Here is a 22,092-nt window from a genome sequence, read left to right on the forward strand (position 1 = left end):
AGATGGAAATATGGAATTTAATTTAGAGGTACGTGCACAAAACGGAAAAGTGTACACAAATGCAAGCGATTTATTACCCGCAATCCAAGAAGGATTGAAAGCTTACGATTACGTTGTTGATGAAAACAACTACAAGCAAGCTAAAACAGACAGAGCTTCACTTAACAATTTAGTGAAAGTTGTATCTGATAAGCGTAAGCAAGTTGAGGATGATGTATTCGCTCAGTGGATAAAGGATAAAAAAGACATTATGCAAGTCGAAAAGACTATCAAAGATGCATCCGATAAATTGGGTAACGGAATCAATGATATTGATAACGCAGAAAAAGAATTGAAGAAAAATCAGATTAAAGAGTTGTGGTTAAACATGACCAACAACAAATATCCATTCGATTTAGTTTTTGAAGAAAGATATTTGAACAAATCTGTTAAGCCTAAAGAAATTGAAGAAAGCTTGAATAACAAGTTCTTGAAAGCCGAAGAACAATTATCTTTTATCGAAGCTTCTTTACCTGATGATGAACTACAGGCAGAACAAGTTATCCAATTGTTCTGTAAAACATTGGATTTAAGCAAGGCTACAGAACGTATCAACGAAATCAAGGCAGCCAAAGCAAAGCTTCAAGAAAAAGTAAATGCTAAGATTGAGCAATCTAAACAAGCACAAATGGAAAGAGAAAATACAGTTCCTACACAAGCTCTGTTTGAAGTCACTCAGGCTCAAAATCAGACAGAGCCAAGAAGATATTGTGTATTTAGATTTGAAGGCCCTATGAGCGAATTACAAGCGTTTAATCCGATTTTGAATCAATTTATTAAAGAACATGATGTGAAAGTCAATGTTTTGGAAAAAGGAGAATGTTAATTATGTTACAAAACAATATTGCAAAGAAAAATGACAATCAATTGGTAGAATTTTCTGCCAACGGAGAAAAAGTTAAATTATCTCCAGCTATCGTTAGAAATTATCTAGTAAATGGAAATGGCCAAATTACAGACCAAGAAATTGTTTATTTCATCAACCTATGTAAATCGCAAGGGTTGAACCCATTCATTAAAGATTGCTACTTAATCAAGTATGGAAATACACTTCCAGCTCAAATGGTAGTTTCAAAAGATGTTTTCTTGAAACGTGCCGAAAGAAATTCAGAATTTGATGGATTAGATGCAGGAATTATCGTACTCAATGGTGAAAGTGGTGAATTGGCTTACCGAAAAGGTGCTTTCTACTTAAAAGACAGAGAAGAAGTCGTAGGTGGATGGGCAGATGTATTTAGAAAGAACACTTCACATCCAACGCATATTGAAGTCTCAGTTGAAGAATACGCAGGAAGAACTAAGGATGGAAAACTTAACTCACAATGGGGGGCTAAAATGGCAACAATGATTCGTAAAGTTGCAATCACTCAAGCTTTAAGAGAAACATTCCCTAACGATTTCCAACAGATGTATTCAGAGGAAGAAATGAATGTGGATATGAAATTGGATGAAGCTCCAATCCAACAACCAATTGAACAAGCACCTGTTCAACCACAAACATATTCGCAACCCGAAGAACCGCAACCCGAAGGTGTAAGTCTTGTATAAAAGCAAACGTAGCCAAGCTACAGATATTCCTAAATCAGTTAAAGATACTGTATGGGAAAGAGACGGGAGAATGTGTATCTTTTGCGGTTCTCCCTTCGCATTTCCCGAAGCACACATAATCCCTAGATCATGTGGAGGTCTTGGGGTAGAAAAAAACATTATTACAGTGTGTAGAAGATGTCACAATCTTTTAGACCAAAGCACAAAGAGAGAGAAAATGTTAAGTATTGCCAAAAAATATCTAGAACGTATCTATGGAAACATTGATGAAACAGAGGTGAAATATAATGCTAAGTCAAAATGAACTGTTGTTTAAATACAATCCATTCAAAGTCAAGTATTGGAAAGACGAAGAAATCCAAGAACAACTTGAAATTTTAGTGGATGCTTATATTCCTGATGAAAACGCAGTTATGGAAATGGCATTAAATGTTGAAAACCTTGCAAATCAAATGTTCTTAATCGGTGAAATGATGGCTAGATTACAGGAACAATCGAACATTCTTAAAGCAGATATTGAAAATAAAATGACAAACGCTATCTACGTAGAACGAAGCACTTGGGAACGTGACCATGACGGGAAAGCACCAAGCATTAAATTCTTTGAAGCGTTGGCTTGTCAAAAAGTAGCTGATGAAAGAACTAAGCTTGCAAAAGTTGATAGTGATTTAAAGCGTTTCAAAACTGCTTATGAAAGCATAGAAGCCAAGATGAATGCGACCAAGAAAAAAATAGAGGTCACTAAGTTTGAAATCGGAGGTGCTTAAAATGGCTTTCATTGGAATTGACCCAGGAAATATAGAGAGTGCATATGTAGTTGTTGCAGATGATTTAAGCAAAGTCCTAGAAAAAGGGAAAGTTGAAAATCATGAATTGATGAAATTACTTACTCGTTTCAAGCTAACATACGATATTCGTTATGTAGCTATTGAAATGATTGCCTCATATGGGATGCCAGTTGGTGCATCTGTATTTGATACGTGTGTGTGGATAGGACGTTTTAAAGAGCATTGTTTGAAGCTTTTATGGGAAGTGGAATTTGTATATAGAAAAGAAGAAAAAATGCTTCTATGCAACTCTATGAAAGCGAAAGACAGTAATATCAGGCAAGCATTGGTTGATAGGTTTGCAAAGGACACTCCAAACAAAGGAAAAGGAACAAAAAAAGAGCCTGGATTCTTTTATGGTTTCAAAAGTGACATATATTCTGCTTTAGCAGTGGCTTGTGTGTTTTATGAAAAAATGAACGAAAGTGGTTGGAATCATGAAATATAGAGATTTATCAGGGAAAAAGTTTGGAAGATTGACAGTTATTAAATACGATCATTCAGATAAAAACGGATTTGCTTATTTTGAATGTATTTGTGATTGTGGCAATAGTTGTGTAGTTAAGGGTTCTCAATTAGTCGCAAAAACTAGACCAACAAGAAGTTGTGGATGCTTGCAAAAAGAAAAAGCAAAAGAACATTTAGCTGAACTTGAAAAAGAAGGAAAAGTAAAGCATGGGCAAAGGCGAACTCATGGTATGTCAAAAACACGTATATACCGCCTTTGGATATCCATGAAAAAAAGATGCGACTGTAAAAAATATGACCATTATGAAAATTATGGTGGGAAAGGCATAAAAGTTTGTGATGAATGGAATAAATCGTTTGAAAATTTTTATAATTGGGCGATAAAAAATGGGTACGAAGAAAATCTTACAATTGACAGAATAGATGTTAATGGTGACTATTGCCCTGAAAATTGCAGATTTGCCGATCAAAAAGCACAAATTAGAAACAGAACAAACACTGTATTTATAACACATAATGGCGAAACGAAAGCACTTATAGAGTGGTGCGAAAAATATGGCATAAAATATAAACTTGCACACGGAAGATACCTTAAAGGATTCCCTTTTGAAAAAATATTTTATAAAGGGAATCTTAGGAAGTACATAGGTACTGAATGTTAGGAGGCGTTAGTTATGTCAACGATCAGAGTAAACAATACAAAGGGATTTACAGTAATGAGCAATTATCACTTGCAAGATAAAGAAATCTCATTAAAAGCAAAAGGACTTCTTGGTTTGATGCTTTCTTTACCTAGTAATTGGGATTATTCAGTAAACGGATTAGTTGCAATTGTTAAGGAAAATAAAGCAGCAGTTCAAACTGCACTTAAAGAACTTGAAGAACACAAGTATTTGAAGCGTACAAGAGTTCAAGATGAAACAGGAAGATTTGATTACATCTATGATATTTACGAGAAACCGTATGACAAATTACCGTGGACGGAAAATCGGTGCACGGATATTCAATGCACGGAAAATCGGTGCACGGAAAATCAACCACAAATAAATACTAATAAACAAAATACTAAAGAATTAAATACTAATAGATTAAATACTAATAATTCTTTAGGTGAAAAAGGCAAAAAAGAAACAGTTAATTCTGTTATTGCAGAGTATACACAAAACCAAGATTTGCAAGATGCTTTGCATGGGTTTGTTGAAATGAGAAATAAAGCAAGAAAGCCTTTGACTGCTAGAGCTATGAAATTGTCTTTAAATAAATTAACTGAATTAGCATTAGATGATGTTACCAAGATTGCTATTGTAAATCAGAGCATCATGCATAACTGGTTAACATTCTACAAGTTGCAGAACAATAGCGGTCAAAGGCAATTGACTAGAAAAGAAATGGGGTATGCATTTTGACATTAGAAGAAACTGAAAGAATCTTACAAGTGCTAAGAATCAATTATCCTATGAGCTACAAAAACATGACTCAAGAAGATACACAAGCCTATCTGAAGCTTTGGCAAGTGTCTTTTAAGGATTATGAATACTTGGTTGTAGCAAATGCAGTTAATCAAATCATTCAAAGTGATACAAGAGAGTTTGCTCCAAATGTAGCGCAAGTAAAAACACGAATCAGTAAAACTGCTATTGGAAAAACTAAAGAGTGTGGAGAGGCTTGGGAAATCGTTTTAAGGAACGCTAAGTGTGACCCTCATACAAGTAAGGTAAACTACGATAAACTGCCTAGAAACATTCAGAAAGCACTCGGAGGGAGCTATCTGTTAAGAGATATTGCATGGAGCAATAAAAAAGACTTGCAATATTACAGAGATAGATTTTTACAAGCTTACAAAGAAATTTGTGAAGAAGAAGTGCAGTTATTAAACTCAGGACAAATCAGTTTGGAAATGTATCAGGAACACGATCGATTGCCTGCACCTCCAAAAAAAGGAGGAAGGAATGAAAATGTTGGGAGATTTGATGAACGGATAAAAAAGGAGGGGTAGCAAGTGCAATATTATATGTTGGATAAAAACGATATATCAGTTGTACGAGGAATCGTAAACGCCAAAGATGTAATGAAGGAATTGGGCATTACAAACGCTCAATTCCATAAGATGTTGAGAAACGAGGAAACCCACAAAGGATGTATTCTTCTTCCTGTTGAAACTGATAATGAAGAAAGAAGAAAAGTCACAAGTGAAGATGACGAGCAATTCCAACTGATTGGCGAAAGTAAAACAGGAATCAGATATTACATTACAAGTTATTTAAGAGTTGTTTCTGTTGATCTAAAAGGAAATCAAAAGGAAATGAAGGCTAAAAAGGAAACAGAATCAATATACAGAGTTGCAGTGAACTTTAAAGAAGGAAGAAGATACTTGAATGTATTGTTTGAAGCCTACAAAGCTTTTGTAGGGGAAATAGAAAAGAACGATTCTATCGTTTGGGACGGAGAAATGAAAATTGAAAACCTAAGAGTTATCAAATTAGCTCAGACTCAAGGGTTAAGAAACAAGAAGAAAGTAAGAATAGGCAATACAGTCTATAGCTCAATTGCCGAGTGTGCTAGAAAGAATTTCATTTCTGCATCACATATGTATCAGATGATAGAAGGAATCAGACCTAATTCAATAGGTGTTGAATATGCATAGATAAGGAGTCAAAAAGAAATGAACAGAGTTATTTTATCAGGTGAAATCGGTAGCGATATTGTTTTAAAGAAAACTACTACAGGACAAAGCCTTTGCAACTTTTCAATTGAAGTAAAGGAAAAGGGAAAAAACGGGCAGGAACACAAATACTTCTTCGATTGTACTGCGTGGGGAGATAATGCAGAATACATTAATCAATATGGTTTCAGAGGACAACATATTGAAGTTGACGGAAAGCTTCAAAAAAGCTCATACACGAACAAAGACAACCAAAAGGTATATAAGACTAGTGTTTACGTTATGGACGTAGAATTGGCTTTAAACAACGCTACAATGCCACAAACGCAAGCTTATCAACAACAAGCAAGTCAACAAAGGTGTCAACAAGCGTATCAACCTCAACAAGTACCATTTACAAATCAAGTAAATTACAAATCATATCCAGCAAATGATGATTTGGGTGAAGGGATGCCATTCTAGATGATTGCGAAAAGATATGATGATGAACTTATGTACAGTGTTCAAAGATGTGATGATAGTTCTAACAAATACAAATACTGTACGAGAGATGGAAAACTAGCTTTTAAAAAGCCTGACAAAGATTTTCTAGGGGTAACAAAGCAAAACTATAAGAATGTGTATGTTATCAACGGAGAAATTTACATTGGAGAATATGTTGGGAAGGATAAATAAATGGAGAAACAGATAAATCTCACGGGGGGGGTTATCTATAATCAAGATTGTTTAAAAGGACTAAAAGAAATTAAAGACAATCAATTTGATGTTGCGATTACATCCCCTCCATATAACAGGGTAAGAAATGATAAGTACGCTCATTATGACGATGTTAAAAACAATTATTACAAGATGATCGTTGATGTAACGAATGAGTTATTAAGAGTGTGCAAGAAAGATGTAATCGTGAATATTCAAGCAACGTATTTCAACAAAAAAGATGTTTATAAATACATTGGATATTTCGCAGATAAGTTAAAAGGAATTGTGATTTGGGAGAAAACAAACCCTCAACCAAGTATCAACAAGATTAAGGATGAGAACGGAAACATACTTACATCAGTATGTAATGCGGTTGAATATTTCTTTGTTTTAAATGAACAAGCAGAGGAGTTTAGAGCTTATGGGTCAATCAAAAACATTGTGCATAGCTCAGTTAATGAAAAACACTTTAAAGGGCATGGAGCAATTATGAAATATGAAATTGCAGATTGGTTTGTTAAAAATTTCAGTGTTAAGGGAGATACGATTGTTGACCCATTCTAAGGAACAGGAACAACTGCTATTGCGTCAGAACTTAATAAAAGAAAATATGTTGGATATGAAATATCTAAAGAATATTGTCAAATTGCAAAGAAAAGAATCGCAATAGAAACAAGCACATTATTTTAACGAGGTGTGAAATGGTATATGGATAACATTTACGGAAGAAACGCTTTGTTTGTAAAAAACAGAGAATTAAAGAAAGCGGACAAATATATTAAGCGTGTGTTCCCTGATGCAGAGTTTTATATAGATTACGAGCACGCATTAGTTTTTGAAAGAATAGGCGAAGATGAAGAAATTGATCTTGATTATCATACAGTGATAAATGGGATTGCTTACAAAGGAACATTTACAAATTGCTATTCTGATTTAGTTGAATTTTACAGAGAAGAAGAGCTTAAAAATGATAAAGAGAATAAATCAGAAGTGTTTACATTTAATGGTAAGAAATTTGAGCAAGAACCATTGTTTTAAATAGGAGTAAAAAGATGAAAGTACATTGTTTATTTGAACAATCAGGAACATTTAAGAATGAGTTCAAAAAGCTAGGAATTAATGCTTATGACTACGATATTCAAAATGAGTTCAATCAAACTGATTATGTTATTGATTTGTTCAAAGAGATTCGGGGGGGGGGTATCATAACGAGCCTTCCATATTTGACAGGATAAAGAAAGACGATTTAATTATTGCTTTCTTTCCTTGTACAAGGTTTGAAGCTAGAGTTCCTCTTTGGTTCAGAGGACAAGCCCAGCAACAAAAAAATTGGGATGATATAAAGAAACTAGAATATAGCATGAAGCTGCATAATGAACTACATGAGTTATATGAATTAATCAGTATGTTAGTTGTTGTAGCAGAAAAAAGAGGATTGCAGATGATTATTGAAAATCCATATACGCAACCTCATTATTTAACAAGCTATTGGTGCATAAAGCCTTCTATGATTGATAGAAATAGAAGAATGGACGGAGATTATTTCGAGAAGCCAACACAATATTGGTTCATAAATTGCAAAGTACAAAACAATCTAGATTTTGAACCGATTGAATATGTACCTAAGAAAGTTATTTCAAAGGTCAAAAAAGGTGAATACAGTGTTCAAACGCAAAGAAGTATGATTCATCCACAATATGCACGAAGATTTATAAAACAGTATGTTTTGAAGGAGTAAAGAATGAAAAAGATATGCAAAGTGTGTGGTAAGGAGTTTGAAACTAAAAGCAACAGAGCAATTTATTGTAGCGATAAATGCAAACGTGCAGCTATTAGAGAAAAAGAAAAACCAGCACTAATTAAAAGAGCAAAGGATATGTCTAGAGATAAAAACAAAGTTTACTCATTGTATCAAGGCAAATGTGCTATATGTGGATGGCAGATAAGTGAAAATTTGGTTATTCACAAAGGAAAAACGTTACCTTCATATGGTTGCGAAATACACCACATTGTACCTGTTTCAGAAGGTGGAAGTGGAGAACTAGATAATCTGATTATGTTGTGTCCTAATTGCCATAAAAAAGCAGATTACGGAGTCATTACACGTGAGCAACTTAGAAAAGCTCAAAAAAAAAGAATGTGATAATGAAGATTTGAGCAATAGACCAGAGCATATGATTGCTAAATTGTTAGGATTATAAAAGGAGAAACAAATGACAAGTACAGAATTAATTAAAGATATGCTTGAAAGACAGAAAGCATATGATGAGGAAGTATTTAAGAAACATAATGTAGACTATGTTTCTAAAGCTCAATTAGAAAGTGCGTTGTTTGATGAATTAGGAGAATTGATGCACGCTCAGAAATCAGATTGGTGTTGGTGGAAGTTCACGCAAGAACCTAAAGACGAAGCTAAAGTGCTTGAGGAATACATTGATGTTGTTCACTTTGCATTGATGTACGAAATCAAGTTTGGTTCAGGATGCTATCAATATGAAGATATTAAGTGGAATTACAACAAGCTGAAAACGGATTTAGGTTTTGGACAGGCATATGCATTTAGTTGTGTAATCAGTTTAACACGAGATGATAACGTATTAGCTTATGTAATCGCATTAGGATTGCATTTAGGATATTCGTTTGGAGAAATCTACAACGAGTATATTCGTAAGAATGAGATCAATAAAGAAAGATTAGCAAAGGGGTATTAGGTTTGGGAGAAATAGTTTGTATGTTATATAACTTAGCAATAATTGGAATCACTTGTTATATGTGTGCAAATTATAGTTATTGGTTCTTATTGTTATTGTTGTTTATCATGACAACAGAGGAGGGTAAAGATGATTGAAGAAAGAATTAATATGTTTATAGAAATGTACCAATGTCAACTTAATGGTGCAAATGAACGTCTAAAAGAAGATGTCAGAGCTTTAATTAAAGCCGAGCAAGATGGATCTACCTATTATTTAGATAAGAAAAATTATTTAAGTAATTTGACGAAAGAAATCAATGATACTGAGCAAAGGGCATATATTATAAAAGAATTTCTAGATAGCCTTAAACTGATTAAAAAAGAAGTAACAAGTAAGTGGATTCCATTTACCTTTGATGAAGAAGGAATACTTAATTGTGAGTTGCCTGATATTGATGAGGATATTTTAGTATTGGATATGGATGGCACATTTGATAAAGAACATGTGTGGGTTGATACATGGGAAGTACCTGATGCTTATGTATATGGGCTTGGAAGTGGAATGGATTTAGATGGTTTAGCTTGGATGCCTTTACCAAAAGCTTATAAGGAGAAAGAAAATGCCTAATTGGTGTAGAGGAACTTTAAGAGTTAGAGGGACAAAAGAGAATTTAACAAAATTTGTTTTAGAAGGATTACAACCGGTTGATTATTTTGGCGAAGATTTAGAAGTGTTGAAGATGGATGAGTATAGTCAAGTTAAATGTAGCAGATGTTGGATTAAAGGAACTAGAAGAGGATTTATTCTTGACTTAGATGAATATATTGATGATTGGAACGATGAAGGAAAAATCGCAATTGGATTTGAAGCAGAATTCGCATGGTGTATTAGTGCGGAAGAATTATTACAATCTTGTAAAAAATACGGAGTTGACATGAGAATTCATGCATTTGAAAGAGGAATGCAGTTCAACCAAATTATTGAGATCATTGATGGAGAAATCACCAAGGATGAAGAAGTTAAATTCGATGATTATAACTGGGATTGTATTTGTCCGAATATAGGAGGATGAAAATGATTGAAGAAAGAATTGATGCATTAATTAAAGTGTATGAAGGATACATTGATGAGAACAACCAAAGTATCAAAAAACGCAAAAATCTTTTAATCGAGAAATTGGACGATGTACGTTATGAATATCTTAAATTATATGTCGAAACGATTGAAATATATATGAGAGAAAATGAATTGTTTGAAATGTTTATTGAATCGTTAAAATATGTAAAGACAGGAGAAAGAAAATGAATAAATATCAAAAAGTGTTGCAAGTTCTTGAAAAAGAACATCAAATTGCGTGCGAAGCAGCAGACATAGAAGAGACTGCTCGTGCCAAGGTATATTTTCAATTGTTGGGGAATCTTGCTGATAAAGAAACACCAAAGAAACCTATAGATATTGAGTTTGGTCCATGTGCTGATTTGATGTTATGTTGTCCAACTTGCAAGCATGGAGTTGTTGCTATTCCAACATATCATGGAAACAAATATTATCCTCGTTGTCCTTTTTGTGGACAGAAGTTGAAAGGAGACGATGAAGATGACTACTAGAGAAATGTTTGAAAAACTTGGATATACAAGAAATTTATCTTCGGGAAAATTAATATATACCAAAGTACTAAAAGGAATGCATCGTTATATTGAAATCACGTTTGATTTAACAAAAAAAGAAATTGAATTGTATGATGACCATGAAGCTATCACGATAAATAAAGCTTTATTAAAAGCAATTCAACAACAATTAAAGGAACTTGGATGGCTAGAAGAAGAAAAGCAAGAAACAAATTTTGAACATTACAAAGATGAAATTTTAGAAGAGTGCATGGCGAATTTAGCAGTAGTCAAAGGAAGACCTACGCTATGTTATAAAACTAATTGCAATGATTGTGACTTTAAAATCAATCAAATAGGATGTCGTAAAAAGGTAGAAGATTGGCTAAATAAACCATATGAAAAGCCAAAATATAAGCTAACTCAATTTGAGTATGATTTGTTAAGCGTGCATAAAGATTTTAAAACGTATAATCAAATTGCAAATCAAATACATTTGTTTAAAATGCATGAAAAAGGATATTTTAAAGACATTGATACAAATATTCCAATTCGTGAAATCTTAGATAATTGTGAGGTGGTTTGATGATTTATTTCTTTGCAGGAGTATTTATAGGAGGTATTGCTTCAATGCTCCTTTATTCCTTAGTTGTTTCAGAACGAATCAACGAATTGGAAGTTGCGAATGGTAGATTGATTGATGATCTAAATAAAGCAGAATATGAAGCAAGAAAATACAAGTATCAATATAGGAGATGCGAATATGATGGGTTTGAAGAAACGAAATAAGCCTAAAGAAAGTACAGACGTACTGATTAAATTAAAAATCAGTGTTCCTGACGTTAATAACTGTAATTCATGCCATATCGTAGATTCCTTATTAAATGAAATTTGGAATATTGCATTGTCAAAAGAAGGGGTAGAAGTAGAAGACTTGAAAGCTACATATGTGAAGGAGAAAACAACAAAATGATGTATTTAAGTATGGCAATCCACAATATAGCGGTAATGATATTTACTGCATATATGGTAATTCATGTGCATCCTATTTGGGCAGTATGTATCTTATTTACACATAGAATTGGCACTAAAATTGTACGTGTTCCAGTCGAAGATGATGAGGAAGATGAGGAAGATACAATAGATGATGTGTATGGAATGGATTGGAATGAAGATGATAGCAATGAATCAGGTAGAGATGAGTTTTAAAAATGTAGAAAAAGCTCTGAAAGACAACGGATTATATGAAGCCTATGACGATATGGTATTAATTAAACAAGCTTTAATTGAGAGAGACAGGAAAATATACGGATTGCAGCAGCATAACAAAAACTTAGAGGATAAACTAGGAAGGATAGGTGGTTATCATTATGGAAATCCTAAACAATAACATTTATTGGTGTGACTTGCCAAAATATAGTAATACAATTCTTTATAAGAGGAGACCATGTATCGTTATTTCAAACGATATTCAAAATAAAGGGAGTAAAACAGTAAATGTAATTCCAATTACTAGCAATTTAAAAAGAGTGGATTTACCTTGTCACGTTATGATTGATACAGGATATGAGTGCGGAATGGCAAAAGCTGAACAAATCTTAACAATCAACAGAGAAAATGTTAAGCGGCATATAAAATCACTCGATTGGCAAGAAGCAAAAGAAGTAAAATGTGCATTATTAACTCAGATTGGTATTATTTAAATGCCTAAAAGAGATACAGAATACGAGCATTTCAAAGAAACCTGCGGAGGATGGTTTAATTACCATGGCAATATTGGTTTAAGAGCAGGTGACGTAGCTATGGCTACTTTATTTGAAGAAACTGAATTAGTACAAATTGTATTGACTAAACCTTATACTTTCAATCGTTGGTGGTGTAAGATCGTTGGTATCAATAGTGATGGCATTGAATATCTAGTTGATAGAACAATGATACATCAGATTTTGATTGACAAAGACTACAATTTACGCAGAAAAAGAAGAAAAACTTCTTAAAATCAATTTAAACACGTCTAGAAGTGATTCTAACGAACAAAATAGATTGAGATGAGTATTTGTTAGGGTAAACAAAGAAAAGGCTAAAAACACGTTTAAAACGATAAATATGTTTATAGCCTTTTTTAGTGTTGTGTAGTAAAATATAGACATGAACACTTACAACAATTACATTATGTTCTTATCTGATTTGATGGCGATAGAACCGCCAACAGTTATTTATCAGAAAGACGGGAAAGCCTACTATGGAAACGGGCGAAAAGCAGAAAGTTTCCAATTAAAACCATCTGCCAAAGCAACAACAATCGTGAAAGAGAACAGAATCTATGTGGATTTAGATAAATTCAAGGATGAAATAGATCTTTACTTGAGTTTGGCACATGAAGTTAGACATTGTGCTCAATATCAGGCTATAAATGATGTTGGATTAGCGGATATTGCTACTCCTGAAATGCTCAAAATTTGGAAAAAGGAGTTAAAAGAGTATAAAGGGAGCGAAAACGAAGGATATGAGGCCCAACATATAGAGTTAGATGCATTTGCATTTGCGTGGTTTATCGGGGTATCGGTATTCGGGGTGGAATTACACTTAAATGGGGTTAGAAGTGGAAAGCAGCTACTTTCAAGATACATACAGTTCATTTCCAACAACTACAGTCTAGAAGAACTAAGGGATTGCCTAGAATATTCAGGATTTGCTTATAACAGAAATCAAGCCTAGTAAAATAGGCTTTTTTAATTTATTATTTACAAGAGTATCATTATATGTTATACTATGTATGGAAGAAAAGTAGAGGTAATAGCAATGGCAAAGACAAGCGAAGCAAAATTGAGAGCAAACAATAAGTATGCAGCTAAGAACGTAAGTCAAGTTTGCTTAAAATACATAACTAAGAACAATCAGGAGATACTAGAAAAGTTAAATTCAGTGCCAAATAAAGCAGATTATGTAAGGCAATTGATCTTGAAGGATTTAGAAAGAGAAAAGAAAGAGGCTACTTCAAAATAGCCTTTTTTTATCGGTTTTTTTCACACGTCCGCATTGAAAAATGGTATAATATATGTAGTTAGGAAGTACCTATAAAGACCAAATATTGCCACTTCCTAGCGAGACATTTTTTACTTCTACTTACTCAGAATTGAGTGCCTCAGAGAAATCTGAGGATATTATAAGGGTGTAAGTGCAATATTTAATTGACGGGGTAGGTTGTAATAGAAATTGTGCCCTAGGAACGCAATAAGAAACTGCCCCATATTCTTCAATGGCCCCCATGATTCGCAGTAGCCACCCAATCGCAACAGGATTTGTGTTAAACGTGCCCTTATATCGCAATGGGGTTCGGGGGAAAAGAAAGAAAACAAGTAAATTCAGAGATATAGAAACGTCCATACAGTCATATATGCGTAATAAACGATAAGTTCCATAATGTTTACACACGATTGTTTAGGTTGGTTCATAAATTGTCATCACGTAGTCATATACTACTACTACTGAAATGAATAGGCAGATATTTCATTTCATACTCCTTTAGAAATTCTTAATATAAATTCTATATCTTGTCGATTGTATGGTTTAAGGTTCTGTACTGAGCACACAGAGCCTATATTATAAAGTATTTCAGCACATTTTAAGATGATTGATCTAAGAAAACAGATGTATATAAAGTCCCTGAGCATATATATAATAGGAAAGAGGCTCGGGGAAGTAAAAGAGGGGTTTTGACTTCGGGGGAAAGAAGAAAAAGGAGCTACGTCCTCCACAGAGCCTTCCAAAGCCTAATAGAAGAAGATATATAGAGTATTATTACTAGTTTCATTTACCTATCAAGTTCTAATGAAGTTTGATGGGTTTTTTTATTGTCTTTTTTATTAAATTAATCATTTGTTCACAAAAAATAAGTGAAATCCTTTATTTTAGGCAGATTTTAAGTGTTCCAAAAAGAAAATTTTGTCAATATAAAAAATAAATTTTGTATTTTGTAGTCCTGAATCGGCGAAAAATTTTGTATTTTGTATATTTTGTATTTTGTAAAATGTTCACGATATGTAGACAAAAATACGGGTTGGTATAAAAAATACCGCTATTATATTCACGATTCGTGAACAAAAAGTGAAAAAAAGGGTTGTAAATGCAATGGTAACATGGTATAATAATGGTGTGAAAAGAGGTGACATCCAAAAATAAGACATAAAAAAGATCATGATTCCATAGGCTACTAAACTTAATAGAATCATGATCATCCACAAAAGCGTATATATATAAATATAGAAAGATGAGGCAAGCCCCAAAAAAATATATATACGTCCTTATTATAACTTAATTGGGGCTAAAAGAAAATGGAAAAAAATAAAGAATCTGAAATGTATGACAATATGGTAAAGAATATCGTAAAAAAGTACGGTGGCTTTCGTGAAAAAGACATCATGAAAAACCCCTATATTATTAGAAAAACCGAAACATGGAACAACGGGCACAAAGTGTTAAATATTATAGAAGAAAATACATGTGATTATCATAATAATAGTTTTAGTGTTGATCTAGTTACGAAAAAAATTTGCGGGTAATTTAGGGAGGCGCATAACATGAAAAAATTTAATGAAATTATAAAAGATGTAAATAAGTCATATCAAACAATTAAAGAATTAGAAGAAAACATAAAAGAACTCCAAAACACATACTTAAATATCGTTAATTTAAAAGAAAGACACGAAAAAAGAAAAGCTGTAGAAAATGATCTTGCAAGATTAGAAGAAAAAAAGAAAGACTTACAAATTACAATAAAAATCTTAAATAGTAACGCAAAAATAGCACTATATAACGAAACTATGCCAACGGTGTTAGAAGCACTTGCAAAGTATAAAAATAAATCTTACGGCCCGAAAACAGAAGAAAAAATAAAAGATGAAATAAAAGAAAAAACAAATTGCAGCTTTTATATCAGCGAAAGATATGGATCACAAACATACCACATTATACCTTTAGAATTTAGTAATAACAATTATAATATCGAGTGCGGTTCAAAATGCATAGACGGAAAACAAAAAAAGTTACTAGATGAAAATAAAATTCAAGTTCTAGAATTCAATGATCTTACACTTTATTACACTAGTAAAGAATATATCGACAATATACCGAAACGAATAAAAGAGCTGAAAAAGCTTTATAAAAAAGCGTATGAAAAACAACAAGAGCTTGAAAAAATATGTAGTGAATACAATAATATAGCGGTTGGAAACATAAAAAATATATATAAAGATAATAATATATATATTCAAACATGGATATATAATAAGGGGTTGCTTATGATGATTAGTAGAAAGCAGCTTGACAATATGAGCACTTTACACGTGCTTATACTTGCGTTATTAAAAATATATATAGTCATATGCATTGACTTATTAATAGGCGGCATTATATTAGGTTTGTCATGTATTGTGTTGCCACTTATATATTAATAAATTGTAAATGAAAGGATGAAAGGAAATGTTATTAAATAAAGATGAGCTAGCAGCAGTTAAAGACTGCTTAAAAAACTGGTGTAGTTTTGAAAACTATGGACTTATGTCTAGTTATAAAGTTAAAAATAGAAGTTTAATAATTTTAGATGATAATGATATAAATATAGATCGAAAAAATAGAGTTATTACTAAAAATAATAAAATCATATATAAATTGAAAATCAAACACTCTATGAAAACGCATAAAATGATAATGCCTGAACTAATTGAAGTAAATAAAGGATGATAAAAAATGAGAAATAATATTATATATGATAATAATAAGCTACATTTAATAGCTTTATGCGCTGGTAATTGGAATATGTACGCAAATAATAAATATATATATTATATAGCTAAAAATTTAAGTGCTAGTAGTGGCGTATATTGCGCAACTTATAAATTTAAGAGTGTTTTATTACATAATGCCAGAGTAAAAAAAAGTAATATAATTCCTTTTGATTGGAATATAATAGATCATGATTTTTTTAAAAAGTTAGGAATAATAAAATGATTGATTAATTACTTAAGAAAAAGGAGCAAAAGAAATGACTAAAATATATATGAAAGATATTAAAAGTTTGTGTAGTTGTATAGCTGGCTTAAGTTGTCAAACTATACGAACAAATGAAAAAGGCGCATTCAATAAAGGCTATATATATACATATACTATATATCCTTATGGCAATTGTATTACATTTAGATTTATTGGGAATGATCATTGTACTTTTAATTCATATTCTAAAAAGTTTATGTTTGAGCAGCTTTTAAGATATTATAAAAAAGGCTTAAATAATTGGATTGAATTATATAATAATGATAGTTTTAAAGCTAAAAGAGAAAAAAAGAGAATGAATCATTATATTAATAAATTAAATGAATTTGAAAGGCTGCTAAATGATTGATCAGTTAACAACTATACTTGTATTTATTCTAATACTTGCGTTCATATTTAAGTATTATGTTTGGATTATATTATTATTTATCTTATTATTTATTATTATATATTTGCTTTGCTAGTTAAAACTTTAAATGTTTAACTAGCTTTTTTATTGTCTTTTTCTTTTTTCTTTCTTCTCTTTGCTGCTAAAACTATTTACATGATCTTTATTGAATTGTCTATGGAATACATACATTGTATATTGTTGTGGTTGCTGCTAGTTTGAAAATCGCAACAAGAACGGACGACCCTACACACCCCATGGCTTCCCTCTCGACCAAACCACATTTTTTACACCTAGCACTGCACATAACAGAGTGCTAACCAAATCATTAACCAACGCAAGTGATAAAACCACCCCCTTTTTGAGATAAAATTTTTTGAAAAGTGATAATTTACGATTTGAAAAAAATGAGTTCATGTATTTTTGATACCTAAAACGTCCTCAAAGAAATCATTTATAATGTAGGGAGGTAGAGAAAGAGAGGATTAATAAATGTCAAAGGCAAAGAGTGTTTCAGAATTAAAGCGTGAGGATGAAGCTAAAAGATTCTTTGACGAGTATTCAAAGAGTGGGAATATTACGAAGTCCATGCAAAAGATTCGTCCTGATTTAAGCGATAAGAGTGCTTATAACAAGGGATATAAGATATTAAACAGTCCTTTATTTAGGAATGTCATACATGAGAGGGTCAAAAAGAGAGACCAAAGAAGTGTTATGACAGTAGAGCAACGTAGGCAGTGGCTTAGCGATAACATTCAAGACGAAGAAAAGGCTATGAAGGATAGACTAGGATGCTTAAAGGAATTGAATAGAATGGATGGCATTGGAAAGAGCAACATTTTAAATGTTGGAAGTGTAAATAATATTACTGTTGAACAGAAAAGAGCGATTGCAGAGGAAAGAATCAACGATATATTAGGTATTAATATGGGAAGTGAGTTTTTAGATGCCGAAGTAATAGAACACGAGGAGGACGAAGAAGAAGATGAGTGTGAAGAAGCAGACTCTTAGTGTTACGGAACAGTATTTTAAGGATGTAGAGGACTTAAAGGAAGCTAAAGCTATTAATAAGAGCCAAGAAACTGTTGTACAGTTGCTTAAAGATGCTACCCCGAAGTATAAATTAAAGAACTGGACGAGAGGATATATCCCCGAGCATTACAAACGATTGAATGTTTCCAAACAAGAGGCTTTCAGACTTGCGGTTATCGGTGCAAGAGAGGCTTTAACGTATTTTCAAGTCAATCTTCACTTTACACAAGCTATGTTGTTCGGTGCAGTTGTAGAGGGGTACGACACTATTTACGCTATTACTACTTCTCAGTATGGCAAAAGTTGGACTTTAGGCATGATTGCTATTTATCGCGCATATAAAGGACATCAAGTACGAATTGCGGCCGCAACTGGAGAAACTGCGACTATCATCATGTCAAAAGTTATTGGGCATTTACAAGATGCAGACGAATCAATTCAGAGTTCTGTATTAGATTCAGGAAACAAGATTGAGAAATTACAGACTTCTACTTCCAAAACTAAGATTTCCTTCAAGGGTGGAGGATGCGTAGAAATCGTTACATTAGGTGGAAACAGTGTAGACCCGAAGAAAAACAACAACGCTATCGGTAAGGGTGGAGATTATATAATTGACGAAGCTGCCCAAGTCAGTGAAGATGCGTATGCCGAGATAGGACGAAGGGAATTTTCAAGTGTTGACGGGTCAAAAGAACTCGAAATCGCTATTTCCAACCCCCACAAACGAGGAGAGTTCTACGATTGCATGACAAACGACAAATATCCCGAAGGAACATTAGTTGTTTGGATGGATGTACGCACTGCATACGAAGAAGATCGTATGAAAAGTGCATCTCAGATACTAAATTCACATTTTTACAAGAATAGAAGTACTTGCCAACGCTATTTAGTATGCGAATTAGAGGAATTTTCAGACGAAAGTATGTTCAAAACCATGACTTTAGACGATGATAAAGCCGAAAATTCTTATAAAAAGCGTTTTTTCTTAGGTATTGACTCGGCTTATACAGGAAAAGACGGTATAGATGTTGCTTTATGCTCTCAAAATAGATATGGAAACTGTAAAATCGAGACAATTTACAATCTAAAAGAGGGTGTTTGGGTGCAAGGAGTCACATCTGAGAAGATTATTGCCAAGATTGTTAAGATTATTGAGACATTAAACATCAAATATGTTTGTGTTGACGTTGGTTTCGGTACTTGGTTGACCGAAGGATTGTCAAAATACTCAGATAAGCTAGGATTTATCCTTGAGGGTGTCAATTTCCAAGGAGGGCCAACAAAAACACGTATCAAGGCAAGACATTACAGTGCAGTATATGCATTTAATTTAAGAGCAGAAATGTATCTAGACTTTCAACAGCTAATGGATAGTAAGAAATTGACTTTTACAACGGAAGTTGCCAAAAGATTGAAACCTGAATTGCTTGCTACAAGGACTGTATCGAAAAACAATAAGAAGATAGCCATTATTCCTAAAGAGGAGATAAAACAACGCTTAGGACACTCTCCTGATGCCCTAGATTCCTCAGTACTTTCTGTCCGCAGTTGTTTAATGTATAATCTAAGCGGTGAAATACTTGCGTATGCAGAGAACGATTAGGAGGTGCTAATTTGAGTCGAAGAACAAAGAAAAGACAAAAGGATAGAGTTAAACTAGCATCCAATACCTATGTGTCAACTAACATTTCGCACAATATTCACAGTTCTAATGCAGAAACCGAAGCCGAAAAGGTCATGGAAGCTATGTTAAACTGCAATTCAGATTGCATCAACGGATTTGTAAAGACAAACTTTAATAATCAGTTTGATGAGATTGATTGGATGATAGACAATCTACCAACGCTACCATACGTTATCGGTAAGGTTATTGACTTTATATTCTCAAACGGCATCACAACGGGTGACGAGAACTTAGACAAAGATGTTCTTATGCCATTCCTTTACAGACAAAACGCACAAGGTGTCACGAACTATTCTGTACTTCAAAATGCTATTATGCAGTCCTTATTGTATGGAAAGTGTGGTATTCGTTGGCTAGATGAAGAAAAAGGAATTATCACAGAGAATTATCGCAACTATGTTTCCATCGTTCGTGAAGATGATGAACATAAAGGATTTAGAGTTCCTGTTTGTTATGCCATGTCGGCAAACGATAAAGAACCTATCTCATTAGGAACAAAAGAAATCGACTTTGACGAAGCATTATTCCTTCAAACAGGCAAACTAATGTCCAAAGACGGAACGATCATTGTAGAAATACCTGATAATTTCTGCAATTTAAGAAACGGAACAGACCATGAGAATGGATTATCGTGTTTATTACGTGATAAACAACGTCTAAAGCTATTAGGTGCGGTTTACGAGCGTTTAAATTACGATATTCAGTATGATGGCCCAGGACGTTTGATTTTTTGGCTAAAAGATGGATTTGCCAAGGGAGATACGATTGATTTATCGGCTTCACAAGTTTTAGACGAATCATCAAGTTCTAAAGCAGACAGAGCCGACAAAGCAAGAATTGAAGCTAAACGCTTAGGACAAGAAATCAGAAATTCAAAATCAGACAATGTAATCCTTGCAAGTTCTATTTTCGATAAAATGGACCACTTGCCTCGTGTTACAAAAGGTACAGAGTTCTTAGAATACCTTCAAATGAAGGAAGGTTCTATTATTTGTCAGTGTTTCGGTCTTACTCCTGAATTAATTGGTTTAGGGGATGTATCAGGAAACGTATCTATGGAAAGAATCATAGATAATGCCATGACAAATACAATCGTACCAATGCGAGAGAGGTTCGCCACTCAGATTTCTCCTATGTTAAGTGAGAAATTAGGTGTACCGAAGGTTTATTTTGATAAATACGAATTGAAAGAACAACAAGACAAGTCTGCAAAGACATATAAATTGGCATTGTCAGTTACTCAAATCGTAGGTGCTATTGTCAACGGAGCAGAACAGTTAGACAAGGGCACAAAGAATCAGATGATGGAATCACTTGTTAGAATGATGGATTCTATCGAAAAAACGCTATAGCGAGAGGAGAAAATAAAATGGAAATGGATATTTTAAAAAGTATCTTATCTGAAAATGAGGTAACACCATTAGGAAGTTTAAACGGAACTCCTATTTATTCATTTGAAGATGCACAGAGAATCAACAAGATTGGATTGGTTAAAGAGAAAATCCAAGGTAAAGAGGTTGAATTTGGTGAAAGACCTATGCGACCTGACGGATTAGGCTATTTAGAAACAAAAACCAATGCAATCGCAGTTCCTACTTCTTTCTTTGAGAACAGATACAGAAAAGTTGAAGTAAAAGAAAAAATTGTTGATGAAAAAACGAAGAAAGAAAAAGAAGTTGTTAAAGATGTATATTACGAAGTTGTAACAGACTACAGAGCTTGCAAAGAACAAGCTAGTGGACGTGTATATACAACTACAATTCCTGTATATCAGATTGGAGCTAAGAAAGATTCAAAAAGGAATGCTGATTTATTCTTAATTGGTCAAAGAAATATTTCAGATACAGATTTCATAAACGAGTTCAAAGGTAAATTGGACAAAGAATCAATGGTCAAGATTTATAAATTGATTGGTAATAAGCCAACAAGACAAGTAGAAGATAAATTAGAGTTTTAATTAGAAGTAAAAAGTAGAAGAAAACAAGGCAATATTTGGAAATAAACAAAAGGTATAAACAGTTTTCACTGTCTATATATATTTTTGCATATTTCGAGGTATTGCCTTTTTATATGCAAAACAACGAAAGGAGATACATAAATGTCAATTAAACGTAGTTTCACTGTAAAAATCACTTTTAAAGAAGGGTACGGAGACCCTATCACTTTAACAGGAAAAGATGCAACTGCTTTTAACACTGCTTGGCATAACAAAATGTTAGACCAAGACGGAGCTATCGGATTTGAATGGCCGGTTATTACTACTACAGGTGAAAAACCTAATGTAAAAACAGTAACAACTTATACTTCATTCTTATTCTGTAATGTAGCAAAAGTAGAACGCTCAGAACAAACAGAAACAAAGTATACAGACGATCAATGCCATGATGCTTAGAA

The 22,092-nt window shown here is 33.1% G+C and carries 39 protein-coding genes and 1 pseudogene; all 40 read left to right on the forward strand.

The genetic code is table 11. The features are described from left to right. Positions 1–10: 10 nt before the first annotated feature. Complete coding sequence (locus Q0F04_RS00110; RefSeq protein ID WP_295748690.1) at positions 11–865, forward strand: DUF1351 domain-containing protein; 855 nt, start codon at positions 11–13, stop codon at positions 863–865. Between the two features lie 2 nt (positions 866–867). Further along, a complete protein-coding gene (gene bet, locus Q0F04_RS00115; RefSeq protein WP_295748693.1) occupies positions 868–1,587 on the forward strand; it encodes a phage recombination protein Bet in 720 nt (239 codons plus the stop codon). Beyond that, on the forward strand, positions 1,580–1,891 hold the full coding sequence (locus Q0F04_RS00120; RefSeq protein WP_295748696.1) for an HNH endonuclease: 312 nt from the start codon (positions 1,580–1,582) through the stop codon (positions 1,889–1,891). Before bet ends, Q0F04_RS00120 begins: the two co-directional genes overlap by 8 nt. Further along, positions 1,875–2,354, forward strand: a complete 480-nt coding sequence (locus tag Q0F04_RS00125; protein WP_295748698.1) for a hypothetical protein — start codon at positions 1,875–1,877, stop codon at positions 2,352–2,354. The genes Q0F04_RS00120 and Q0F04_RS00125 overlap by 17 nt, the downstream gene beginning before the upstream one ends. A 1-nt stretch (position 2,355) precedes the next feature. Continuing rightward, positions 2,356–2,862: a hypothetical protein gene (locus tag Q0F04_RS00130; protein ID WP_295748701.1), complete on the forward strand. Its 507-nt coding sequence runs from the start codon at positions 2,356–2,358 to the stop codon at positions 2,860–2,862. Further along, a complete protein-coding gene (locus Q0F04_RS00135; protein WP_295748704.1) occupies positions 2,852–3,544 on the forward strand; it encodes a hypothetical protein in 693 nt (230 codons plus the stop codon). The genes Q0F04_RS00130 and Q0F04_RS00135 overlap by 11 nt, the downstream gene beginning before the upstream one ends. 12 nt (positions 3,545–3,556) lie before the next feature. Continuing rightward, on the forward strand, positions 3,557–4,288 hold the full coding sequence (locus tag Q0F04_RS00140; RefSeq protein WP_295748708.1) for a helix-turn-helix domain-containing protein: 732 nt from the start codon (positions 3,557–3,559) through the stop codon (positions 4,286–4,288). Then, positions 4,285–4,878: a replicative helicase loader/inhibitor gene (locus Q0F04_RS00145; RefSeq protein WP_295748711.1), complete on the forward strand. Its 594-nt coding sequence runs from the start codon at positions 4,285–4,287 to the stop codon at positions 4,876–4,878. The genes Q0F04_RS00140 and Q0F04_RS00145 overlap by 4 nt, the downstream gene beginning before the upstream one ends. A 3-nt stretch (positions 4,879–4,881) precedes the next feature. Next, entirely contained in the window at positions 4,882–5,526 is a 645-nt protein-coding gene (locus Q0F04_RS00150; RefSeq protein WP_295748714.1) for a hypothetical protein, read from the forward strand. An 18-nt stretch (positions 5,527–5,544) separates the two neighbouring features. Further along, entirely contained in the window at positions 5,545–6,006 is a 462-nt protein-coding gene (locus Q0F04_RS00155; RefSeq protein WP_295748717.1) for a single-stranded DNA-binding protein, read from the forward strand. Next, entirely contained in the window at positions 6,007–6,219 is a 213-nt protein-coding gene (locus Q0F04_RS00160; RefSeq protein ID WP_295748720.1) for a hypothetical protein, read from the forward strand. It begins immediately after the preceding gene. Beyond that, a pseudogene (locus Q0F04_RS00165) lies at positions 6,220–6,933 on the forward strand (site-specific DNA-methyltransferase). Positions 6,934–6,951: 18 nt separating this feature from the next. Beyond that, positions 6,952–7,281, forward strand: coding sequence for a hypothetical protein (locus Q0F04_RS00170; protein ID WP_295748727.1), 330 nt, complete (start codon positions 6,952–6,954; stop codon positions 7,279–7,281). Between the two features lie 14 nt (positions 7,282–7,295). Further along, on the forward strand, positions 7,296–7,478 hold the full coding sequence (locus Q0F04_RS00175; protein WP_295748730.1) for a hypothetical protein: 183 nt from the start codon (positions 7,296–7,298) through the stop codon (positions 7,476–7,478). Between the two features lie 125 nt (positions 7,479–7,603). Beyond that, positions 7,604–7,981: a hypothetical protein gene (locus tag Q0F04_RS00180; RefSeq protein ID WP_295748733.1), complete on the forward strand. Its 378-nt coding sequence runs from the start codon at positions 7,604–7,606 to the stop codon at positions 7,979–7,981. 3 nt (positions 7,982–7,984) lie between these two features. Beyond that, the gene (locus tag Q0F04_RS00185; RefSeq protein WP_295748736.1) at positions 7,985–8,386 is read left to right on the forward strand and encodes an HNH endonuclease; all 402 of its coding nucleotides are present in this window, start codon (positions 7,985–7,987) and stop codon (positions 8,384–8,386) included. A 70-nt stretch (positions 8,387–8,456) separates the two neighbouring features. Next, positions 8,457–8,954, forward strand: a complete 498-nt coding sequence (locus Q0F04_RS00190; protein ID WP_295748740.1) for a dUTP diphosphatase — start codon at positions 8,457–8,459, stop codon at positions 8,952–8,954. Positions 8,955–9,083: 129 nt separating this feature from the next. Continuing rightward, complete coding sequence (locus Q0F04_RS00195; RefSeq protein ID WP_295748743.1) at positions 9,084–9,563, forward strand: hypothetical protein; 480 nt, start codon at positions 9,084–9,086, stop codon at positions 9,561–9,563. Then, positions 9,556–10,008 carry a hypothetical protein gene (locus Q0F04_RS00200; RefSeq protein ID WP_295748746.1) on the forward strand — a complete coding sequence of 151 codons (453 nt, stop codon included), beginning with the start codon at positions 9,556–9,558 and terminating at the stop codon, positions 10,006–10,008. Before Q0F04_RS00195 ends, Q0F04_RS00200 begins: the two co-directional genes overlap by 8 nt. A gap of 2 nt (positions 10,009–10,010) precedes the next feature. Further along, entirely contained in the window at positions 10,011–10,241 is a 231-nt protein-coding gene (locus tag Q0F04_RS00205) for a hypothetical protein (RefSeq protein ID WP_295748749.1), read from the forward strand. Beyond that, positions 10,238–10,543: a hypothetical protein gene (locus tag Q0F04_RS00210; protein ID WP_295748752.1), complete on the forward strand. Its 306-nt coding sequence runs from the start codon at positions 10,238–10,240 to the stop codon at positions 10,541–10,543. The genes Q0F04_RS00205 and Q0F04_RS00210 overlap by 4 nt, the downstream gene beginning before the upstream one ends. After that, positions 10,533–11,129, forward strand: coding sequence for a hypothetical protein (locus tag Q0F04_RS00215; protein WP_295748755.1), 597 nt, complete (start codon positions 10,533–10,535; stop codon positions 11,127–11,129). The genes Q0F04_RS00210 and Q0F04_RS00215 overlap by 11 nt, the downstream gene beginning before the upstream one ends. A gap of 44 nt (positions 11,130–11,173) precedes the next feature. Next, positions 11,174–11,332, forward strand: coding sequence for a hypothetical protein (locus Q0F04_RS00220; protein ID WP_295748757.1), 159 nt, complete (start codon positions 11,174–11,176; stop codon positions 11,330–11,332). After that, a complete protein-coding gene (locus Q0F04_RS00225; protein ID WP_295748761.1) occupies positions 11,307–11,516 on the forward strand; it encodes a hypothetical protein in 210 nt (69 codons plus the stop codon). The genes Q0F04_RS00220 and Q0F04_RS00225 overlap by 26 nt, the downstream gene beginning before the upstream one ends. Further along, on the forward strand, positions 11,513–11,752 hold the full coding sequence (locus Q0F04_RS00230) for a hypothetical protein (protein ID WP_295748764.1): 240 nt from the start codon (positions 11,513–11,515) through the stop codon (positions 11,750–11,752). Before Q0F04_RS00225 ends, Q0F04_RS00230 begins: the two co-directional genes overlap by 4 nt. Next, entirely contained in the window at positions 11,688–11,933 is a 246-nt protein-coding gene (locus Q0F04_RS00235; RefSeq protein ID WP_295748767.1) for a hypothetical protein, read from the forward strand. The genes Q0F04_RS00230 and Q0F04_RS00235 overlap by 65 nt, the downstream gene beginning before the upstream one ends. Then, entirely contained in the window at positions 11,914–12,246 is a 333-nt protein-coding gene (locus Q0F04_RS00240) for a type II toxin-antitoxin system PemK/MazF family toxin (protein WP_295748770.1), read from the forward strand. Before Q0F04_RS00235 ends, Q0F04_RS00240 begins: the two co-directional genes overlap by 20 nt. Then, positions 12,247–12,540 (forward strand): hypothetical protein, encoded by a 294-nt coding sequence (locus Q0F04_RS00245; RefSeq protein ID WP_295748773.1) that lies wholly within the window; start codon positions 12,247–12,249, stop codon positions 12,538–12,540. It begins immediately after the preceding gene. Positions 12,541–12,691: 151 nt separating this feature from the next. After that, positions 12,692–13,261, forward strand: a complete 570-nt coding sequence (locus Q0F04_RS00250) for a hypothetical protein (RefSeq protein WP_295748777.1) — start codon at positions 12,692–12,694, stop codon at positions 13,259–13,261. 84 nt (positions 13,262–13,345) lie between these two features. After that, positions 13,346–13,549 (forward strand): hypothetical protein, encoded by a 204-nt coding sequence (locus Q0F04_RS00255; RefSeq protein ID WP_295748779.1) that lies wholly within the window; start codon positions 13,346–13,348, stop codon positions 13,547–13,549. Between the two features lie 1,328 nt (positions 13,550–14,877). After that, on the forward strand, positions 14,878–15,105 hold the full coding sequence (locus Q0F04_RS00260; RefSeq protein WP_295748782.1) for a hypothetical protein: 228 nt from the start codon (positions 14,878–14,880) through the stop codon (positions 15,103–15,105). Between the two features lie 18 nt (positions 15,106–15,123). Then, entirely contained in the window at positions 15,124–15,996 is an 873-nt protein-coding gene (locus tag Q0F04_RS00265; protein ID WP_295748785.1) for a hypothetical protein, read from the forward strand. A 28-nt stretch (positions 15,997–16,024) separates the two neighbouring features. Further along, positions 16,025–16,285 carry a hypothetical protein gene (locus Q0F04_RS00270; protein ID WP_295748787.1) on the forward strand — a complete coding sequence of 87 codons (261 nt, stop codon included), beginning with the start codon at positions 16,025–16,027 and terminating at the stop codon, positions 16,283–16,285. Between the two features lie 6 nt (positions 16,286–16,291). Then, a complete protein-coding gene (locus Q0F04_RS00275) occupies positions 16,292–16,552 on the forward strand; it encodes a hypothetical protein (RefSeq protein WP_295748790.1) in 261 nt (86 codons plus the stop codon). 34 nt (positions 16,553–16,586) lie between these two features. Further along, a complete protein-coding gene (locus tag Q0F04_RS00280; protein ID WP_295748793.1) occupies positions 16,587–16,943 on the forward strand; it encodes a hypothetical protein in 357 nt (118 codons plus the stop codon). 531 nt (positions 16,944–17,474) lie between these two features. Next, positions 17,475–17,993 carry a terminase small subunit gene (locus tag Q0F04_RS00285; RefSeq protein WP_295748795.1) on the forward strand — a complete coding sequence of 173 codons (519 nt, stop codon included), beginning with the start codon at positions 17,475–17,477 and terminating at the stop codon, positions 17,991–17,993. After that, positions 17,968–19,617, forward strand: coding sequence for a hypothetical protein (locus tag Q0F04_RS00290; RefSeq protein WP_295748798.1), 1,650 nt, complete (start codon positions 17,968–17,970; stop codon positions 19,615–19,617). The genes Q0F04_RS00285 and Q0F04_RS00290 overlap by 26 nt, the downstream gene beginning before the upstream one ends. Positions 19,618–19,628: 11 nt before the next feature. Next, the gene (locus tag Q0F04_RS00295) at positions 19,629–21,050 is read left to right on the forward strand and encodes a hypothetical protein (RefSeq protein WP_295748801.1); all 1,422 of its coding nucleotides are present in this window, start codon (positions 19,629–19,631) and stop codon (positions 21,048–21,050) included. Positions 21,051–21,067: 17 nt separating this feature from the next. Then, complete coding sequence (locus Q0F04_RS00300; protein ID WP_295748803.1) at positions 21,068–21,655, forward strand: hypothetical protein; 588 nt, start codon at positions 21,068–21,070, stop codon at positions 21,653–21,655. Between the two features lie 141 nt (positions 21,656–21,796). Next, positions 21,797–22,090, forward strand: a complete 294-nt coding sequence (locus Q0F04_RS00305; RefSeq protein WP_295748808.1) for a hypothetical protein — start codon at positions 21,797–21,799, stop codon at positions 22,088–22,090. The last annotated feature ends 2 nt before the right edge of the window (positions 22,091–22,092 follow it).

It is taken from the genome of uncultured Holdemanella sp. (assembly GCF_934772795.1).
Taxonomy (GTDB): Bacteria; Bacillota_I; Bacilli_A; order Erysipelotrichales; family Erysipelotrichaceae; genus Holdemanella.

Coding starts and splice junctions, on each gene's coding strand:
- Q0F04_RS00110 (WP_295748690.1), top strand. CDS start 11: ATGGAATTTAATTTAGAGGTACGTGCACAAAACGGAAAAGTGTACACA.
- bet (WP_295748693.1), top strand. CDS start 868: ATGTTACAAAACAATATTGCAAAGAAAAATGACAATCAATTGGTAGAA.
- Q0F04_RS00125 (WP_295748698.1), top strand. CDS start 1,875: ATGCTAAGTCAAAATGAACTGTTGTTTAAATACAATCCATTCAAAGTC.
- Q0F04_RS00130 (WP_295748701.1), top strand. CDS start 2,356: ATGGCTTTCATTGGAATTGACCCAGGAAATATAGAGAGTGCATATGTA.
- Q0F04_RS00135 (WP_295748704.1), top strand. CDS start 2,852: ATGAAATATAGAGATTTATCAGGGAAAAAGTTTGGAAGATTGACAGTT.
- Q0F04_RS00140 (WP_295748708.1), top strand. CDS start 3,557: ATGTCAACGATCAGAGTAAACAATACAAAGGGATTTACAGTAATGAGC.
- Q0F04_RS00155 (WP_295748717.1), top strand. CDS start 5,545: ATGAACAGAGTTATTTTATCAGGTGAAATCGGTAGCGATATTGTTTTA.
- Q0F04_RS00160 (WP_295748720.1), top strand. CDS start 6,007: ATGATTGCGAAAAGATATGATGATGAACTTATGTACAGTGTTCAAAGA.
- Q0F04_RS00170 (WP_295748727.1), top strand. CDS start 6,952: ATGGATAACATTTACGGAAGAAACGCTTTGTTTGTAAAAAACAGAGAA.
- Q0F04_RS00175 (WP_295748730.1), top strand. CDS start 7,296: ATGAAAGTACATTGTTTATTTGAACAATCAGGAACATTTAAGAATGAG.
- Q0F04_RS00180 (WP_295748733.1), top strand. CDS start 7,604: ATGAAGCTGCATAATGAACTACATGAGTTATATGAATTAATCAGTATG.
- Q0F04_RS00185 (WP_295748736.1), top strand. CDS start 7,985: ATGAAAAAGATATGCAAAGTGTGTGGTAAGGAGTTTGAAACTAAAAGC.
- Q0F04_RS00190 (WP_295748740.1), top strand. CDS start 8,457: ATGACAAGTACAGAATTAATTAAAGATATGCTTGAAAGACAGAAAGCA.
- Q0F04_RS00195 (WP_295748743.1), top strand. CDS start 9,084: ATGATTGAAGAAAGAATTAATATGTTTATAGAAATGTACCAATGTCAA.
- Q0F04_RS00200 (WP_295748746.1), top strand. CDS start 9,556: ATGCCTAATTGGTGTAGAGGAACTTTAAGAGTTAGAGGGACAAAAGAG.
- Q0F04_RS00205 (WP_295748749.1), top strand. CDS start 10,011: ATGATTGAAGAAAGAATTGATGCATTAATTAAAGTGTATGAAGGATAC.
- Q0F04_RS00210 (WP_295748752.1), top strand. CDS start 10,238: ATGAATAAATATCAAAAAGTGTTGCAAGTTCTTGAAAAAGAACATCAA.
- Q0F04_RS00215 (WP_295748755.1), top strand. CDS start 10,533: ATGACTACTAGAGAAATGTTTGAAAAACTTGGATATACAAGAAATTTA.
- Q0F04_RS00220 (WP_295748757.1), top strand. CDS start 11,174: ATGCTCCTTTATTCCTTAGTTGTTTCAGAACGAATCAACGAATTGGAA.
- Q0F04_RS00225 (WP_295748761.1), top strand. CDS start 11,307: ATGATGGGTTTGAAGAAACGAAATAAGCCTAAAGAAAGTACAGACGTA.
- Q0F04_RS00230 (WP_295748764.1), top strand. CDS start 11,513: ATGATGTATTTAAGTATGGCAATCCACAATATAGCGGTAATGATATTT.
- Q0F04_RS00235 (WP_295748767.1), top strand. CDS start 11,688: ATGATGTGTATGGAATGGATTGGAATGAAGATGATAGCAATGAATCAG.
- Q0F04_RS00240 (WP_295748770.1), top strand. CDS start 11,914: ATGGAAATCCTAAACAATAACATTTATTGGTGTGACTTGCCAAAATAT.
- Q0F04_RS00245 (WP_295748773.1), top strand. CDS start 12,247: ATGCCTAAAAGAGATACAGAATACGAGCATTTCAAAGAAACCTGCGGA.
- Q0F04_RS00250 (WP_295748777.1), top strand. CDS start 12,692: ATGAACACTTACAACAATTACATTATGTTCTTATCTGATTTGATGGCG.
- Q0F04_RS00255 (WP_295748779.1), top strand. CDS start 13,346: ATGGCAAAGACAAGCGAAGCAAAATTGAGAGCAAACAATAAGTATGCA.
- Q0F04_RS00260 (WP_295748782.1), top strand. CDS start 14,878: ATGGAAAAAAATAAAGAATCTGAAATGTATGACAATATGGTAAAGAAT.
- Q0F04_RS00265 (WP_295748785.1), top strand. CDS start 15,124: ATGAAAAAATTTAATGAAATTATAAAAGATGTAAATAAGTCATATCAA.
- Q0F04_RS00270 (WP_295748787.1), top strand. CDS start 16,025: ATGTTATTAAATAAAGATGAGCTAGCAGCAGTTAAAGACTGCTTAAAA.
- Q0F04_RS00275 (WP_295748790.1), top strand. CDS start 16,292: ATGAGAAATAATATTATATATGATAATAATAAGCTACATTTAATAGCT.
- Q0F04_RS00280 (WP_295748793.1), top strand. CDS start 16,587: ATGACTAAAATATATATGAAAGATATTAAAAGTTTGTGTAGTTGTATA.
- Q0F04_RS00285 (WP_295748795.1), top strand. CDS start 17,475: ATGTCAAAGGCAAAGAGTGTTTCAGAATTAAAGCGTGAGGATGAAGCT.
- Q0F04_RS00290 (WP_295748798.1), top strand. CDS start 17,968: ATGAGTGTGAAGAAGCAGACTCTTAGTGTTACGGAACAGTATTTTAAG.
- Q0F04_RS00300 (WP_295748803.1), top strand. CDS start 21,068: ATGGAAATGGATATTTTAAAAAGTATCTTATCTGAAAATGAGGTAACA.
- Q0F04_RS00305 (WP_295748808.1), top strand. CDS start 21,797: ATGTCAATTAAACGTAGTTTCACTGTAAAAATCACTTTTAAAGAAGGG.